Origin of the sequence: Marinobacter sp., assembly GCF_048259445.1 — a bacterium.
In the GTDB taxonomy this organism is placed as follows: Bacteria; Pseudomonadota; Gammaproteobacteria; order Pseudomonadales; family Oleiphilaceae; genus Marinobacter.
Genome location: NZ_JBLXHQ010000002.1, coordinates 100314 through 115513, shown reverse-complemented (window position 1 = coordinate 115513; position 15200 = coordinate 100314). Strand labels below are relative to the sequence as shown.

Annotated in this window: 11 protein-coding genes; 10 read left to right on the top strand and 1 reads right to left on the bottom strand. The window is 55.0% G+C overall.

Annotated features, from left to right (window positions below; all coding sequences use genetic code 11):
* Positions 1-16 precede the first annotated feature (16 nt).
* On the bottom strand, positions 17-1876 hold the full coding sequence (locus tag ACN0RL_RS01940) for a histidine kinase (protein WP_417513140.1): 1860 nt from the start codon (positions 1874-1876) through the stop codon (positions 17-19).
* A gap of 155 nt (positions 1877-2031) precedes the next feature.
* On the opposite strand from ACN0RL_RS01940, the gene ACN0RL_RS01935 reads away from it, so the two are divergent.
* The 10 genes from ACN0RL_RS01935 to nosR all read left to right on the top strand — a co-directional run bounded on the left by ACN0RL_RS01935 (position 2032) and on the right by nosR (position 15166).
* On the top strand, positions 2032-3300 hold the full coding sequence (locus ACN0RL_RS01935) for an MFS transporter (protein ID WP_417513138.1): 1269 nt from the start codon (positions 2032-2034) through the stop codon (positions 3298-3300).
* 133 nt (positions 3301-3433) lie between these two features.
* Complete coding sequence (locus ACN0RL_RS01930; RefSeq protein ID WP_417513136.1) at positions 3434-7177, top strand: nitrate reductase subunit alpha; 3744 nt, start codon at positions 3434-3436, stop codon at positions 7175-7177.
* Complete coding sequence (gene narH / locus ACN0RL_RS01925; protein WP_417513134.1) at positions 7174-8745, top strand: nitrate reductase subunit beta; 1572 nt, start codon at positions 7174-7176, stop codon at positions 8743-8745. Before ACN0RL_RS01930 ends, narH begins: the two co-directional genes overlap by 4 nt.
* Before the next feature lie 10 nt (positions 8746-8755).
* The gene (gene narJ / locus ACN0RL_RS01920; protein ID WP_417513132.1) at positions 8756-9508 is read left to right on the top strand and encodes a nitrate reductase molybdenum cofactor assembly chaperone; all 753 of its coding nucleotides are present in this window, start codon (positions 8756-8758) and stop codon (positions 9506-9508) included.
* Positions 9509-9531: 23 nt separating this feature from the next.
* Positions 9532-10209 carry a respiratory nitrate reductase subunit gamma gene (gene narI / locus ACN0RL_RS01915; protein ID WP_417513450.1) on the top strand — a complete coding sequence of 226 codons (678 nt, stop codon included), beginning with the start codon at positions 9532-9534 and terminating at the stop codon, positions 10207-10209.
* 61 nt (positions 10210-10270) lie between these two features.
* Complete coding sequence (locus ACN0RL_RS01910; protein WP_417513130.1) at positions 10271-11077, top strand: peptidylprolyl isomerase; 807 nt, start codon at positions 10271-10273, stop codon at positions 11075-11077.
* Positions 11078-11256: 179 nt separating this feature from the next.
* Complete coding sequence (locus ACN0RL_RS01905) at positions 11257-12006, top strand: Crp/Fnr family transcriptional regulator (RefSeq protein WP_417513128.1); 750 nt, start codon at positions 11257-11259, stop codon at positions 12004-12006.
* 61 nt (positions 12007-12067) lie between these two features.
* Positions 12068-12454, top strand: coding sequence for a putative zinc-binding protein (locus ACN0RL_RS01900; protein WP_417513126.1), 387 nt, complete (start codon positions 12068-12070; stop codon positions 12452-12454).
* A 37-nt stretch (positions 12455-12491) separates the two neighbouring features.
* Complete coding sequence (locus tag ACN0RL_RS01895) at positions 12492-12893, top strand: ribonucleotide reductase subunit alpha (protein WP_417513124.1); 402 nt, start codon at positions 12492-12494, stop codon at positions 12891-12893.
* Between the two features lie 131 nt (positions 12894-13024).
* Positions 13025-15166 carry a transcriptional regulator NosR gene (gene nosR, locus ACN0RL_RS01890; protein ID WP_417513448.1) on the top strand — a complete coding sequence of 714 codons (2142 nt, stop codon included), beginning with the start codon at positions 13025-13027 and terminating at the stop codon, positions 15164-15166.
* Positions 15167-15200 lie beyond the last annotated feature (34 nt).

Sequence of the window (15200 nt, the reverse complement as noted above, 5' to 3'; positions counted from 1 at the left end):
ACTTCGCTTCCTCTATCTAGGTGCTCGTTGTTTCGGTCGGAATCAGATGCCGGCTTTTCGGAACGAACGTTAAACTGACTTCAACGCCGCCTTCTTTGCGGTTTTGTACGACAACCTGGCCCCCCAGTGTGCGTGCGCGATCTTGCATGATAACCAGCCCATAGTGATTGGCGGGTTGGCCATCCCCGGGCAGACCTTTGCCGTTATCTTTTACTCTTGCCTTTACCTGAGGGGATTCAAACACGACTTCTACAAAAATCTCAGTGGCGTCTGCATGTTTAACCGCGTTGGCAAGGCCCTCCCTTACGATCTGCAGAGTGTGAATCTCCTCATTGGGTGATAACGCCTGCGGTGGCAAATTGTATGTCAGCCTTACGGGTTTTCCTAAACGCCCGGAAAACTCCTCGATAGTTTTGCGCAGCGCCGTGGCAAGGTCTGGCGTATCAAGTTTCAGTCTGAAAGTGGCCAGCAACTCTCGCAGCTGACGGTAGGCGCTGTTCAGACCGGTACTCAGCTCTTCCAGTATCGCGTCGTGAGAGGCTTTCTGATTACCCTCTATGTTGAGGCGGCGCAAACGGGCTACCTGCATTTTCAGATAAGACAGTGATTGTGCCAGGGAGTCGTGCAACTCCCGTGCTATCACTGTGCGCTCCTCGGCCAGCGTAAGTTGCTGCTGTTCGGTAATCTGCCGTTCGAGGAAGATCGCGGTAGCCAGCTGGTCACTGAGTGTCTCCAGCAAGCGGCGGGCGGTGTCAGAAAGACCTTTGTCTGCGGGGTACCACACCTCCAGAGTGCCAAGAAGCCCGCTCGGGGTCCGGATCGGTAGCAGCAATCTACGTCCGTCGTGCTCCTCTATGGGATGCTCGTCATAAACTTCTGGCGTTACCAGACAAGCATTACAGTGGTGGTCACGGCAGTAGAAAGGGCGCTCTGTCGAGGCTGTTGTAACCGCCTGCACGGGGCCCGCTGATTCCTTGTCGTGCAGATAAAGCAAGATCGGGCCGATGCCCAGAAGCTGTTCCAGCTCCTGCAGCATGGGGACTGCGCCACTGCACAGATCGTGATTGGCAAACAGGTTGCGGCTGGCGGTATGGAGCAGCTGGAGGGCGGCATGGCTTTTTTCCAGTTCCTCGGTTTTGCTGCGGGCACGCTCCTCAAGCTCGTAGTAGGTGAGCGCCAATTCGCTGCTCATCTGGTCAAACGCGCTGCCAAGTTGAGCCAGTTCATCTGTTCCCTGCAGGTTCGCCTTTCGGGAAAAATCCTGTTCGCCAACCGCAACAGCAATACTGACCAGTTTGCGCAGCGGTTTGAGCACCCGGTTTCTGAGGTCGACGAAGAGGGCGATGATGATCAGAACCGAGAAAGCCAGACTGATTATCTGGATAAGGTGCAACAGGCCGATTCGGGCTTCTGTACGACGCTCTAGCATGCTGACAAGCTGGTTTACCGAATCCACGTGAGCTTCCGTGGCCGCAACCATGCTGGCACTGACCGGCAATCCCTGTGGATGATTCTCCAGGCTCGGACGCAGGGTCTGCTTCCAATAGGCTGTGATGGTGCGGTACTGGTTTGCCAGTGGGTGGTCAGTTGAACCCGGAATTGCCCGGGTAATCAGGTTGTCCGCCAGATTGGCTTCATAATTGGCAATGAGCCTACTGATGCTGTTTGCCGAATTATGGTTATCTCCCGGGCCTGCGGCATTGGCCAGCAAGCGAAACGCGCCCATGCGCAGGGCGCCCGCCAGATTAATGGCCGTGGCGTTCCCTTCAATACTTTTCGAAACCGCAAGGGTCGTGGTCATGCTGACAAGTGATGTCAGCACTACAGCACAAACAACCACGGTAATGCGATTAACAAGGGGGCTTCTGGATTTCATTGAGTCTCATCTTTGCAGTCGCCGGGCACGAATACCTCCTTGAGGATAGTCAATTACCCCAAAAGTTGGTATGCCATCATAGTCTTTGACCTGCGTCAGGGCAAAAGCAGAAACTGAAAAGCGACGTAAAAGAATGTTCACAAGGGCGTTGACAGATGAAGTCAGAGGCGGATCAGGAGGACGAACGGCTGGCGTCGCTTGCCGTTATTCTGCCGCTTGCGGTGACGGGCTTTGTTATCGCGGCAGGTTGCTGGACGCTATTTGCGGTAGCCGGGATCCACCTGCGGGCCGAATTAAGTCTCAGCGATCTGCAATTCGGGCTTCTGCTTGCTATGCCCATGGCGGTCAGCGCTGTGTTGGCGGTTCCCGCAGGGCTTGCAGCACGGAAATTTGGTGCGCGCCGCATTATGCTCATCTGCCTCGCCGGGCTTGCCGTTTGCATGGTAATCCTGCTGACGACGGATACCTTTCCCGGTTACCTTCTGGCGGCGGGTGGGCTTGGGTTGGCCGGTGGATTTTACAGCGCAGGCTTGCAGTTTGTAACCAGCAAATGCCAGCTGCATCAGCTCGGCCTTGTCCTTGGTGTTTTTGGCGCAGGCGTTACCGGCGCAGGTTTTACCTATTATCTTGTCCCCTTGTTTCACGAAGCTTTCTCCTGGCACGGCGTTCCGCTGGCCTATCTGATTGTTCTTCTGCTTGTACTTGCACTTCTGATACTGCTTACAGATCCGGAAGATGCGGTTGCAGATCCGGAAACCGAAACCTCCATCAGGATACTGTTCAAGCGCTTCCGGCGACACGGTGTCTGGCAGCATGGGGCATATTTCGGTGTCATTGCAGGAAGTTTTTTCGCCCTGGCGCTTTGGCTTCCGGATTATCTTTCCTCGCAGTTTGAACTGCAGGTGGAGTCCGGTGCCAGGCTCGCACAATGGTTTATTATTCCCGGGGCGCTGGCCCAGATTCTGGGTGGTGGCCTGTCTGATCGCTTTGGCAGCCCCAGAGTCGTAGGCCGGTCACTTCTCATCGGTCTGGTGGCACTATTGGTACTATCCTACCCGCCTATGACGTTGTTTATCCGGGGCGTGGACGCAACGATCAAGGTCGAATTCGCGTTGCCGATGAACGTTGAAAGCATCTTCGTGGTGGTACTCGGAGTGGCGCTTGGGTGCGCCATGGGTAGTTTGCAAAGATTGGTTATCATAGAAAGTCGCCAGAATGCTGCGTTTGTTGCGGGGTTGCTGCTGGTCAGCGCCTGTTCTGTGGCTTTTCTGTTGCCGGTGATTTTCGGTGCGGTCAATCACTGGCTGGGTGTTCGCAGTGCCGTGTTCATGATCCTGTTTTTGCTGCTGGGTCTTTGTCAGTTCATGTTTTCCCGCTTTAGTCGCCGCCATGAGCGGCACGCTCTTCTCCAGCCCGGGTTATAAGCCCTCTACCCCCTCAGTGGTAGAGGCGGGTTATGTGGTAGTAACCACGCAGATTTCAGGGCAGCTCTCCCACACAATGGTTCCAAATTGGAAAGATGATCCGGCAGACCACGGGTTGATGGAGAGAGAGACCATGAGTCATTTGATCGATAAGCTGAGTTACTTCAGCAAAAAGCGCGAATCTTTCGCGAACGGCCACGGCGAAACCCACGATGTGAATCGTGACTGGGAAGACAGCTATCGCCAGCGTTGGCAGCACGACAAGGTTGTGCGCTCTACCCACGGCGTAAACTGCACAGGCTCCTGCAGTTGGAAAATCTACGTCAAAAATGGTCTGGTGACCTGGGAAACCCAGCAAACCGACTATCCCCGTACCCGCGCGGACCTGCCTAACCATGAGCCCCGTGGCTGTCCCCGTGGCGCGAGCTATTCCTGGTACATGTACAGTGCCAACCGCCTGAAGTACCCGTTGATGCGCAAGCATCTGATGAAGCTCTGGCGTGCAGCCCGTATGCAGTTCAATGATCCGGTTGAAGCCTGGGCTTCGATTGTTGAAGACCCCAAGAAAACCGCCGAGTACAAGCCTCGTCGCGGTATGGGCGGGTTTGTCCGTTCCAGCTGGGATGAAGTCAACGAATTGATTGGCGCGGCCAACGTTTACACCACCAAAAAAGTGGGTCCGGATCGTATTATCGGTTTCTCGCCAATTCCGGCCATGTCCATGGTGTCCTATGCATCGGGTAGCCGTTACCTCTCGATGATTGGCGGCGTATGCCTGAGCTTCTACGACTGGTACTGCGATTTGCCACCGGCCTCGCCGCAAGTCTGGGGTGAGCAGACCGACGTTCCCGAATCTGCAGACTGGTACAACTCCGGTTACATCATTGCCTGGGGTTCCAACGTACCGCAAACCCGTACTCCGGACGCCCACTTCTTTACCGAAGTGCGTTACAAAGGCACCAAAACCGTTGCCATTACCCCGGATTACGCAGAAGTTTCCAAGCTGTCTGACGAGTGGCTCAACCCCAAGCAGGGTACAGACGCGGCTCTGGGCATGGCCATGGGTCATGTCATTCTGAAAGAGTTCCACCTCGACAACCCCAGCGAATACTTTACTGACTACGTGCGCCGCTACACCGACATGCCGTATCTGGTGAAGCTGGACAAAACCGAAGATGGCCGTTACGTGCCTGGCCGATTCCTGCGTGCCAGTGATCTGGTGGGCGGTCTGGGTGAAGAGAACAACCCGGAATGGAAAACCATTGCCATTGACGAAGCCAGCAACCAACTGACAGCGCCTAACGGTTCTATCGGCTATCGCTGGGGCGAAAAAGGCAAGTGGAACCTGAAGCAGACCGCGAAAGCAGATGATGTGAGCCTGCAGTTGTCACTGGTTGAAAAGCACGATGAAGTTGTTGACGTGGCTTTCCCTTACTTTGGTGGCATCAAGCACGAACACTTCAAGTCCGTTGAAATCAGCGACACCCTGACCCACAAGCTGGGCAGCCGCAAGATCGAGCTGGCCGATGGCGGCGAAGCCCTTGTGGTCACCGTGTACGACCTGATGATGGCCAACTACGGCATCAGCCGTGGCCTGGGCGACGACGACAGCGCCACCTCCTACGATGAAGTCAAGCCGTACACCCCGGCCTGGCAGGAGAAAATCACTGGCGTACCTGCCGAAAAAGTGATTCGCATTGCCCGTGAATTTGGTGAGAACGCCCACAAAACCAAGGGCCGTTCCATGATCATCGTCGGTGCCGGTATGAACCACTGGTATCACATGGACATGAATTACCGCGCACTGATCAACATGCTGGTTATGTGTGGCTGTATCGGTCAGAGCGGTGGTGGCTGGGCTCACTATGTTGGCCAGGAAAAGTTGCGCCCGCAAACTGGCTGGCAGCCGCTGGCCTTTGGCCTGGACTGGCAGCGCCCACCACGCCAGATGAACGGCACCTCGTTCTTCTACGCCCACTCCGGGCAGTGGCGCTACGAGAAGCTGGATGTCAGCGAAATCCTGTCACCCCTGGCTGACAAGTCCAAATACGGCGGCAGCCTGATTGACTACAACGTGCGCGCCGAGCGCATGGGTTGGTTGCCGTCTGCGCCTCAGCTTAATCGCAACCCGCTGGGTATTGCCGCTGAGGCTGAAAAAGCCGGTATGGACGTACCTGCCTACGTTACCCAGTCCATGAAGGACGGCTCACTGGCCTTTGCGTCGGAAGATCCGGAAGCGGCACAAAACCACCCGCGCAACATGTTCATCTGGCGCTCCAACCTGCTTGGCTCTTCCGGTAAGGGCCACGAGTACATGCTCAAGTATCTGCTGGGTACCACCAGCGGCGTGCAGGGCAAAGACCTTGGCCATAATGGCGGCGTCAAGCCTGTGGAAGTGAAGTGGCACGACGAAGCGCCTGAAGGCAAGCTCGATCTGCTGGTGACTCTGGACTTCCGCATGTCCACAACGTGCCTGTACTCAGACATCGTTCTACCGACCGCAACCTGGTACGAAAAGAACGACCTGAATACCTCGGATATGCATCCGTTCATTCACCCACTCACCGCAGCTACCGACCCTGCGTGGGAATCTCGCAGTGACTGGGAAATCTACAAAGGCATCGCCAAGTCCTTCTCCAAGGCTGCGGAAGGCCACCTGGGTGTCGAAAAAGACGTGGTAACCATGCCGCTGATGCACGATGCCGCAGCGGAACTGGGCCAGCCATTTGATGTGAAAGACTGGAAAAAAGGCGAGTGCGAGCTGATCCCCGGCAAAACAGCGCCGAATTTCATCACAGTAGAGCGTGATTACCCGAATACCTATGCTCGCTTTACGTCGCTTGGGCCATTGATGGACAAGCTGGGTAACGGCGGCAAGGGGATTAACTGGAACACTGAAGACGAAGTGAAGTTCCTGGGTGATCTCAACTACAAGCACATTGAAGGCGCCAACGCAGGCCGGCCGAAAATTGAAAGTGCCATCGATGCAGCAGAAGTGATTCTGTCTCTGGCACCGGAAACCAACGGTCACGTGGCTGTTAAAGCCTGGGCAGCGCTGTCGGAGTTTACCGGTCTTGACCACAGCCACCTGGCGGTGGGCAAGGAGCACGAAGCGATTCGTTTCCGTGACATAGTGGCACAGCCGCGCAAGATCATCTCCAGCCCGACCTGGTCTGGTCTGGAAGACGATCACGTTTCCTACAACGCCGGTTACACCAACGTTCATGAGCTGATTCCCTGGCGCACACTGACCGGTCGCCAGCAGTTTTACATGGACCATGAGTGGATGCGTGCCTTCGGTGAAAGCCTGCTGGTGTATCGCCCGCCCATCAATACCAAAGCGGCTGCACCTCTGCTGAATGCCAAGCCTAACGGCAACCCTGAGAAAGCGTTGAACTTCCTGACGCCGCACCAGAAGTGGGGTATCCACAGTACTTACAGCGACAACCTGTTGATGCTGACCCTGTCTCGCGGCGGCCCCATTGTGTGGCTGAGCGAGGACGACGCCCGCGACGTGGGTGTGGAAGATAACGATTGGGTAGAAGTATTTAACGCCAACGGCGCACTTGCCGCGCGGGCCGTAGTCAGCCAGCGGGTTATGCCGGGCATGATGATGATGTACCACGCTCAGGAACGGATTGTGAACATTCCCGGATCGGAAGTGACCGGAAGCCGCGGTGGTATTCACAACTCGGTTACCCGGGCCTGCCCGAAGCCTACTCATATGATTGGCGGCTACGCGCAGTTCTCTTACGGCTTTAACTACTACGGAACCGTGGGTTCCAACCGCGACGAGTTTGTGGTGGTGCGCAAAATGAAGAACGTTGACTGGCTTGACGGCGAAGGCAACGACACTGTTCAGGAGGCTGTAAAATGAAGATCCGTTCCCAAGTAGGCATGGTGCTGAACCTGGACAAGTGCATTGGTTGCCATACCTGTTCAGTGACATGCAAAAACGTATGGACCAGCCGGGAAGGCATGGAATACGCCTGGTTCAACAACGTTGAGACCAAGCCGGGCATTGGTTACCCCAAAGAATGGGAAAACCAGGATAAGTGGAAAGGCGGCTGGATGCGTGACGCCAGTGGCAAGATTCGCCCCCGCATCGGTGGTCGCTTCCGGGTATTGGCGAATATTTTCGCCAACCCGGACCTTCCGGAAATTGACGACTATTACGAGCCGTTTGATTTCGATTATCAGCACCTGCACACCGCAGGCGACAGCAAGCACCAGCCGGTCGCCCGGCCACGCTCGCTGATCTCCGGCAAGCGCATGCAGAAAATCGAGTGGGGCCCGAACTGGGAAGAAATCCTGGGTACCGAGTTCGCCAAGCGCCGCAAGGACAAGAACTTCGATCAGATTCAGGCTGATATATACGGCCAGTTTGAAAGCACGTTCATGATGTACCTGCCGCGCCTGTGCGAGCATTGTCTGAACCCCACCTGTGTGGCCAGTTGCCCCAGTGGCGCTATCTACAAGCGGGAAGAAGACGGCATCGTGCTGATCGATCAGGACAAGTGCCGCGGCTGGCGGATGTGTGTCTCCGGCTGCCCGTACAAGAAGATCTATTTCAACTGGAAAACCGGCAAGTCTGAAAAGTGCATCTTCTGCTACCCGCGTATTGAAGCCGGTATGCCGACCGTGTGCTCCGAGACCTGCGTAGGCCGTATCCGCTATCTGGGGGTGCTGTTGTACGATGCCGATCGCATCGAAGAAGTGGCCAGCACTCCGGGCGAGCACGAGCTTTACGAAAAGCAGCTGGAAATCTTCCTGGATCCGAACGATCCGAAGGTTATTGAGCAAGCAACCAAAGATGGCATCCCCATGAACGTTATCCAGGCCGCTCAGCGCAGCCCGGTTTACAAAATGGCGGTTGATTGGAAGCTGGCTCTGCCCCTGCACCCGGAATACCGCACTCTGCCCATGGTCTGGTACGTGCCGCCTCTGAGCCCGATCCAGTCTGCGGCCGAAGCTGGCAAGGTTGAGTTTGACGGTGTACTGCCGAAGATCGAGAGCCTGCGCATTCCGGTGAAGTATCTCGCCAACCTGCTGACCGCGGGTGATGAGAAACCAATCGTTCGTGCGCTAAAACGCATCATGGCCATGCGCCTTTACAAGCGCGCAGAAACCGTAGACGGCGTTGAAGACCTGCGGGCACTGGAAGAGGCTGGCCTGACCAAGGCCCAGGCCGACGAAATGTATCGCTATCTGGCCATTGCAGATTACGAGGATCGCTTCGTGATCCCCACCAGTCATCGCGAGTTGGCCAAGGAAGCCTTCCCGGACGCACACGGTGAGCGCGGTGGTTGCGGTTTCAGCTTCGGCGACGGCTGCAGCGGTGGAGACAGTGAATTCAGCATGTTTGGCGGTCGTAAAAATACCTCCACCATGGTGCAGAAGCTGACCACGGTGAAGCAGGTCGACCCGAAACAGCTGCAGGAATAACGAGGCCATTATGAAACTTTTAAAAGTACTGGCACGGATTCTGGAGTATCCCTCAGCGGAACTCCAGGCATCCAAAGATGCCATGGTTGCGGTTGTCCTTGAGGACAGCCGTCTGCCACGGAAAAACAAGGAGCAATTGCTCCAATGTATCGACCGCCTGTGTGATGGGGACCTGCTGGATCTTGAAGAAGCCTACACAGGCACCTTCGACAAGGGTCGGGCAACCTCTTTGCTGTTGTTTGAGCACGTGCACGGTGAATCCCGTGACCGTGGTCAGGCCATGGTTGATCTGATGGAGCAGTATCGCGCCAACGGCCTGCAGATTGATGCCAAAGAACTGCCGGATTACCTCCCGCTGTTCCTCGAGTATCTGTCAACGCGGCCCTGGGAAGAAATCAAAAACTGGCTGGAAGACATTCACCACATTCTTGGCTTGCTGGGTGAAAGGTTGTATCAGCGCGAGAGCTTTTACCACGTAGCCATGGATTCCCTGCTGGAGCTTTCAGGCCGGAAGACGGACCGCCAGGAACTGGCCCAGATCGTCGCCTCGGAAGAGCGCGATGACACGGCAGAAGCTCTGGATAAGGTTTGGGAAGAGGAAATGGTCAAGTTTGTGGATGATCAGGGCAGTTCCTGTAATACAGGTGGCGTTGTTGGCCAGCGCCGCCGTGAGATGGAGCAGACCCAGACCATTCACCTCAGTGATCATCTGATGACGGATGTAACGCCCGCTCAGGCGCGTGCCGCCGCGAGAGACGCCTGACGGCGCAGGAGGAGACCAAGATGATGTCTTATCTTAATACATTGATTTTCGGCATTTATCCGTACATCGCCCTGGTGGTGATGATTGTGGGCACCTGGGCGCGCTACGACCATGGACAGTTCACCTGGAAAGCACACTCCAGCCAGATACTGCGCAAGAAAAACATGGTCCTGGCCAGCGTGCTGTTCCACGTGGGCATTCTGGTGATCTTCTTTGGCCACCTGGTTGGCTTGCTGACACCGCACTTTGTGTATGAGCCTTTCATGACTGCCGGCACCAAGCAGGTGTTGGCGATTGTGGTTGGCGGGATTGCCGGGGTGATGTGCCTGGTGGGTGGCGTCATGCTGGCCCATCGCCGGCTGACAGATCCACGGATCAGCGCCAGCAGCACCTTTGCCGATAATATGATCATTATCATCCTGATGGTTCAGGTAGTGCTCGGGCTGGCAACCATTCTGCCAACCCTCGGCCACCTTGATGGCAGCACCATGCTGCTTCTTGCCGGCTGGGCGCAGAGCATCTTCACCTTCCAGGGTGGGGCGGCTGAGTACATAGAGGGCGTAAGCTGGATCTACAAGACCCATATTTTCCTGGGCCTGACGATCTTTGTGCTCTTTCCGTTCACCCGGCTGGTGCACATGCTGAGTGTGCCGCTGGAGTACTTTGGACGGAAGTACCAGGTGGTACGCAAGCGGGCGTGATTTGAATGAAACAGGGGTCAGGTTGGTTAACCTGACCCCCACTTTATTATAGGTAATAGCCATGCAACTGATCCCCACCGGTGAACCCGAAAAACCCAGAAACCAGTTTCCACCCGTGTATGTGGGTGAAACCCTGATATCCGAAGAGGATATTGCCAGAGAAATGCAGCATCATCCGGCCGAAGAAGTTGCTGAAGCCTGGCATGAAGCGGCCAAAAGTCTTGTTATCCGTGAACTTCTTCTGCAGCAGGCTCAAGTCCTGAAATTGCCAGAAGAGTTTGATGAAGAAGATGCTATTGCCCGGGTACTTGAGCTGGAGCTGAATGTACCGCAGCCAAGCGACGAAGACTGCGAGCGTTTTCATGCTTCGAATCCGGGCCGTTTCCGCAGCCCGACGCTGATGGCTGTCAGCCATATCCTTTTGGCAGCCGCGCCGGATGATGTGCAGGAGCGCATGCGCCAGGAAGAAGTTGGGCAACAGCTGCTTTCTTCTTTGCTCGAAGGTCGTGCCCAGTTTGCACTGCTCGCCAAGCAATATTCTGCCTGCGAGTCGCGTCATCAGGGCGGCAGCCTTGGACAGATCAGCAAAGGGCAAACGGTCGAGGAGTTTGAGCGACCGGTGTTGACGCTCAAAGAAGGGCTGAATCCGGAACTGATCGAAAGCCGCTACGGCTGGCATATTGTGCGCGTGGATCAGCGTATTGATGGCGAGCAGCTACCGTATGAGCATGTAAAACCAAAAATTCGCCAGTATCTCAGCGAGAGCGTGACCCGGCGTGCATTCCGTCAGTATCTGCAGGTGTTGGCGGCTGAGACGGGTGTGAAAGGCGTGGATCTTGAGATACCGGACTCGCCGTTAATGCAGTAAAGGGTTTTGCGTTGATGTGTGTTGACTGGAACATTGGTAGCAATGAAATCTATTGATTTAGATCAATGTTCCGGAAATATGCACTATTCTACCCCCATGGGGGGAGCGATTTTTCGGGCGCATCCTTCTATTATCATAAAACATTATTTTGAATGCATGATATGAAAGAGGATAAGACAATGGTGGCGATGCAATCTGCGGAAACCCGCTACGCCAAACCGGTTCTGGTGGCTATCAATACGCTGAGTGACGATGAAAACGGGCTGCAGCCACTGCGCAACCACGCCCTTTTCAATACGTTCTCGGACGCGGATCTGCAGAGCCTTATTCTGCAATCCCGTCGTCTTCGCCTTGGGCATCATCAGCTGCTTTACCGGCAGGATATGCCCGCCCATCATTTCTTTTTCGTTATATCAGGACGCCTGCGGCTGTACCGCCTGGACTCATCCGGGGTTGACCGTACGCTCGACAGCATCGCCCCGGGCGACTGTTTTGCGGAGGTTATGATCTATGCAGATCCTGCCCGTTACGCCTGTTATGCTGAAGCGTTGAAATCCAGCGAAGTTCTGATGGTTCCTGTTAAAGCGTATCAGGAAATGCTGGAAACCAGGCCGGAATACGCTCATGCAGCGCTCCGGCATTATGCTATGCGTGCGGTATCCAGATTCCATGATCTGGAAATCATGACGGTGCAGAATGCCCGCGACCGGCTGATCCGGTACCTGATAGACCTTCTACCTAACGGCGCGGCCGAAGGTGGGGAAGTAGAGTTGCCGCTGCCGAAATGCCTGGTCGCATCGCGGCTGGCGATGCAGCCGGAAACTTTTTCCCGGATCCTGGCAGATCTCAAGTCCAACGGATTGGTTCGGGTCAACCGAAGCAAACTGTTCATCTCCGACCCCAAACGATTGATAGAAATCAGCCAGTAAGCTGGCTGATTTCTGATTCAGTCAGCATTCAAAAGCCTCCAGGCTCCGCAACGGAGGGATTGTGAAAGCAAGAAAGCAGCGCCCATTGATCTATTCCTGTTCCGGTTGCTCCGACGTGGCGCAACTTGCGAACAACTCGGCGGTAAAGTTGGATCACGCCGGCGAATTTGAAATGTCCTGCATTTCCGGCGTTGGTGGCAAAGTGCCTGCTCTCGTAAAAACTGCACGGTCCGGGCGGGCGATCACGGTGATTGATGGTTGCCCTTTGCATTGTGCCCGAGCATGCCTTGAGAATATCGGCGTGGAGGCGGATGAGCATGTGCGCCTCTACGAGTTCGGCTTTAAAAAACACTACGGTCAGAGTTACAGTGATGAGGTCGTGCAGGAGGTCTGCGACGAAGTTCTCCGACGCAGAGACGCTCAAATATTGATCGCCCGTCAGGCGTAATCATCAGATACCCGTTTTAACCAAGGATATTGCGTTCATGATTAGCAGTTACAGTGATCTGATCAAAGCAACCGAAAGTGAACACGAACCTCAGCGCTTATTATTCGTTTTTTGCCGCGCAGAACTGCCGGATGATGCTTCGGCGCAAGAAAAGGCTGCATTCGATCGTGGTGAGGGCGGTGCTCTTACGCCGGTTATCTGTGTTGATAAAGCACCGCAAGAAGTCTCGGACTTTTCCGCGTTGGTCGAAGAATCCCGAACCACAGGCCAGTCATGGGATGTTGTTTTTATTGCCGCCATGTCTGGCAGGGGCGGTACCCCGCCGTCCTCAGATGAAGCTCAGCAGCCCATGACCATGATGGTGGAGTCAATCCGCATGGGGCACGTCAGCAACTACCTGCCGCTGGATACAGACGGAAACGCTGTCAACCTCGGCTGAATCTGCCCATCTTTATGGTTTTTCAGGAATATATCCATATAGAGGTATTTGATTTATTTCTGGAATGCCTAGGCTGGTTGACTCAGGTGTAGATGTTTCGCTGTTCTTGTCGGGGGCTGGTTTTGAACTTTATTTTCCGCAGTGTGCTTTGTTTTTTTATCTTGTTGCTGTCAACTGTGCCCCTGGTTCAGGCCGAACCAGTCGGTCAATACGAGCCGACAGCAGGGCGTCAGGTTATCCAGAAAGCCTTTCCGGAAGTTACACGGGTGGAGCCACGCGAAGGCAACCGTGCCATACAAGAGCTGTATGCCGGTGACGAGCTGAAAGGTTATGCCTACCAGTCCCTCGATTTTGTGCAGACACCTGCCTATTCCGGCAAACCTCTGAATGCCATGGTGGTGCTGGATACAGAAGGCACTATCCGCCTCGCCAAAGTGATCCATCACGATGAGCCCATACTTCTGGTGGGCATCCCTGAAAGCAAAATGCACGACTTTACCGACCAGTACGCAGGCCTGAAAGCGGACCAGCGCGTAACCGTGGGCGGTACCTCTTCCGAGCGCAAAGTCGCTGTTGACGGCCTCTCCGGTGCCACTGTGACCGTAATGGTGATCAACGAAGTTATCATGCGCACCGCTCACCGTGTGGGTGTTGAGTTGGAGTTGGTTGAGGGTAGTGGTACCAAGCGCCCGCCGATGGCCGAAGTTGCCGAAGACGGGTTCCAGCCTCGCACCTGGGAAGAGTTAACCGGTGATGGATCCATCCGTCGCATGCTGCTCACTAAAGGCCAGGTAGACGACTCCTTCAAGGGCACTGCAGCGGAGGGTATCGAAACAGCCGCACCTGATGAACGCGATGAGCCACTGATCGATTTGTATGCAGCTTATCTGGATGCACCGTCAATTGGCCGGAATCTACTGGGCGAGAGCCAGTACGACTGGTTGATGTCTGAGTTGAAGGAAGGCGAGCAGGCCATTGCCGTTATGGCCAGCGGTGAGTATTCCTTTAAAGGTTCCGGCTATGTTCGTGGCGGTATTTTCGATCGGGTTCAAATCCGGCAATACGGCGACACCTTCAATTTCCGCGATCTCGATTTTTACCGACTCAGCGATGTCTATGCCGCGGGCATGCCGGATTTCAAAGAAATGGCGATTTTCATTATTCGGCAGCAGCATAACTTTGATCCTGGCGCACCATGGACTTTGGAGCTGACTGTAAAGCGCCAGACCGGCCCTCTGGACAGCGAATTTCAGGTGTTTCCGCTTGAATACCAGTTGCCAGATCAGTATTACACCCGTGCAGAGCCTGTTCTGACGGAAGAAGAGTGGCTTGAAGAGCAGCCTTTGTGGGTGCAGGTGTGGTATCAACGTCAGTTCCAGGTGATTGTGCTGGGCATTGGTATTGGTGTGCTGCTGCTGATTCTGTTCTTCCAGGACTGGCTGGTGAAAAAGCCGAAGATCACCCGCTGGATCCGGCATGCCTTTCTTACCTACACACTGTTCTTTATCGGCTGGTACGCACTCGGGCAGCTATCCATTGTTAACGTTCTGGCTTTCGTGCACAGCCTGGTAAGCGGCTTTACCTGGGAAACATTCCTCATTGACCCGATTGTCTTCGTGCTCTGGGCCGCAGTGGCCGGCATTGTATTGCTTTGGGGGCGGGCTGTTTATTGCGGTTGGCTGTGTCCGTTCGGCGCTTTGCAGGAGCTGATTAACGAAATTGCGCGCAAGTTCAAGGTGCCCCAGTACACTGTGCCCTGGCCCATTCATGAACGCCTGTGGGCTGTTAAGTACATCATTCTGTTGGTGCTGTTCGGGGTATCGCTGGACTCCCTGGCGACCGCCGAGAAGATGGCGGAAATCGAGCCCTTCAAAACCGCGATCACCCTGCATTTTGATCGCAGTTGGCCTTTCGTAACCTACGCGGTGTTGCTGCTTGTTGTGAACATTTTCACTCGCAAGGTGTTCTGCCGCTATATGTGTCCACTCGGTGCGGCTCTGGCTCTGCCGACCAAGCTGCGCGTTTTCGACTGGCTGAAGCGCCGCAAGGAATGTGGTAACCCATGCCGCCTTTGTGACAAAGAGTGCGAAGTTCAGGCGATTCATCCTGATGGCACTATTAACTATCAGGAGTGCCATTACTGTCTGGATTGTCAGATGACGTATTTCGATGACCACAAATGCCCGCCGTTGATCGTCAAGCGCCGGGGTAAGCGTCGTGGTCACAATGCACCGGGCCACCCGGAAGAGATTCCAGTGGTTCAGGTGACTTAGCAAAGCAAAAAACCAAAAAAAACCAGAAAAAAAG

Coding starts and splice junctions, on each gene's coding strand:
- ACN0RL_RS01940 (WP_417513140.1), bottom strand. CDS start 1,876: ATGAAATCCAGAAGCCCCCTTGTTAATCGCATTACCGTGGTTGTTTGT.
- ACN0RL_RS01935 (WP_417513138.1), top strand. CDS start 2,032: ATGAAGTCAGAGGCGGATCAGGAGGACGAACGGCTGGCGTCGCTTGCC.
- ACN0RL_RS01930 (WP_417513136.1), top strand. CDS start 3,434: ATGAGTCATTTGATCGATAAGCTGAGTTACTTCAGCAAAAAGCGCGAA.
- narH (WP_417513134.1), top strand. CDS start 7,174: ATGAAGATCCGTTCCCAAGTAGGCATGGTGCTGAACCTGGACAAGTGC.
- narJ (WP_417513132.1), top strand. CDS start 8,756: ATGAAACTTTTAAAAGTACTGGCACGGATTCTGGAGTATCCCTCAGCG.
- narI (WP_417513450.1), top strand. CDS start 9,532: ATGTCTTATCTTAATACATTGATTTTCGGCATTTATCCGTACATCGCC.
- ACN0RL_RS01910 (WP_417513130.1), top strand. CDS start 10,271: ATGCAACTGATCCCCACCGGTGAACCCGAAAAACCCAGAAACCAGTTT.
- ACN0RL_RS01905 (WP_417513128.1), top strand. CDS start 11,257: ATGGTGGCGATGCAATCTGCGGAAACCCGCTACGCCAAACCGGTTCTG.
- ACN0RL_RS01895 (WP_417513124.1), top strand. CDS start 12,492: ATGATTAGCAGTTACAGTGATCTGATCAAAGCAACCGAAAGTGAACAC.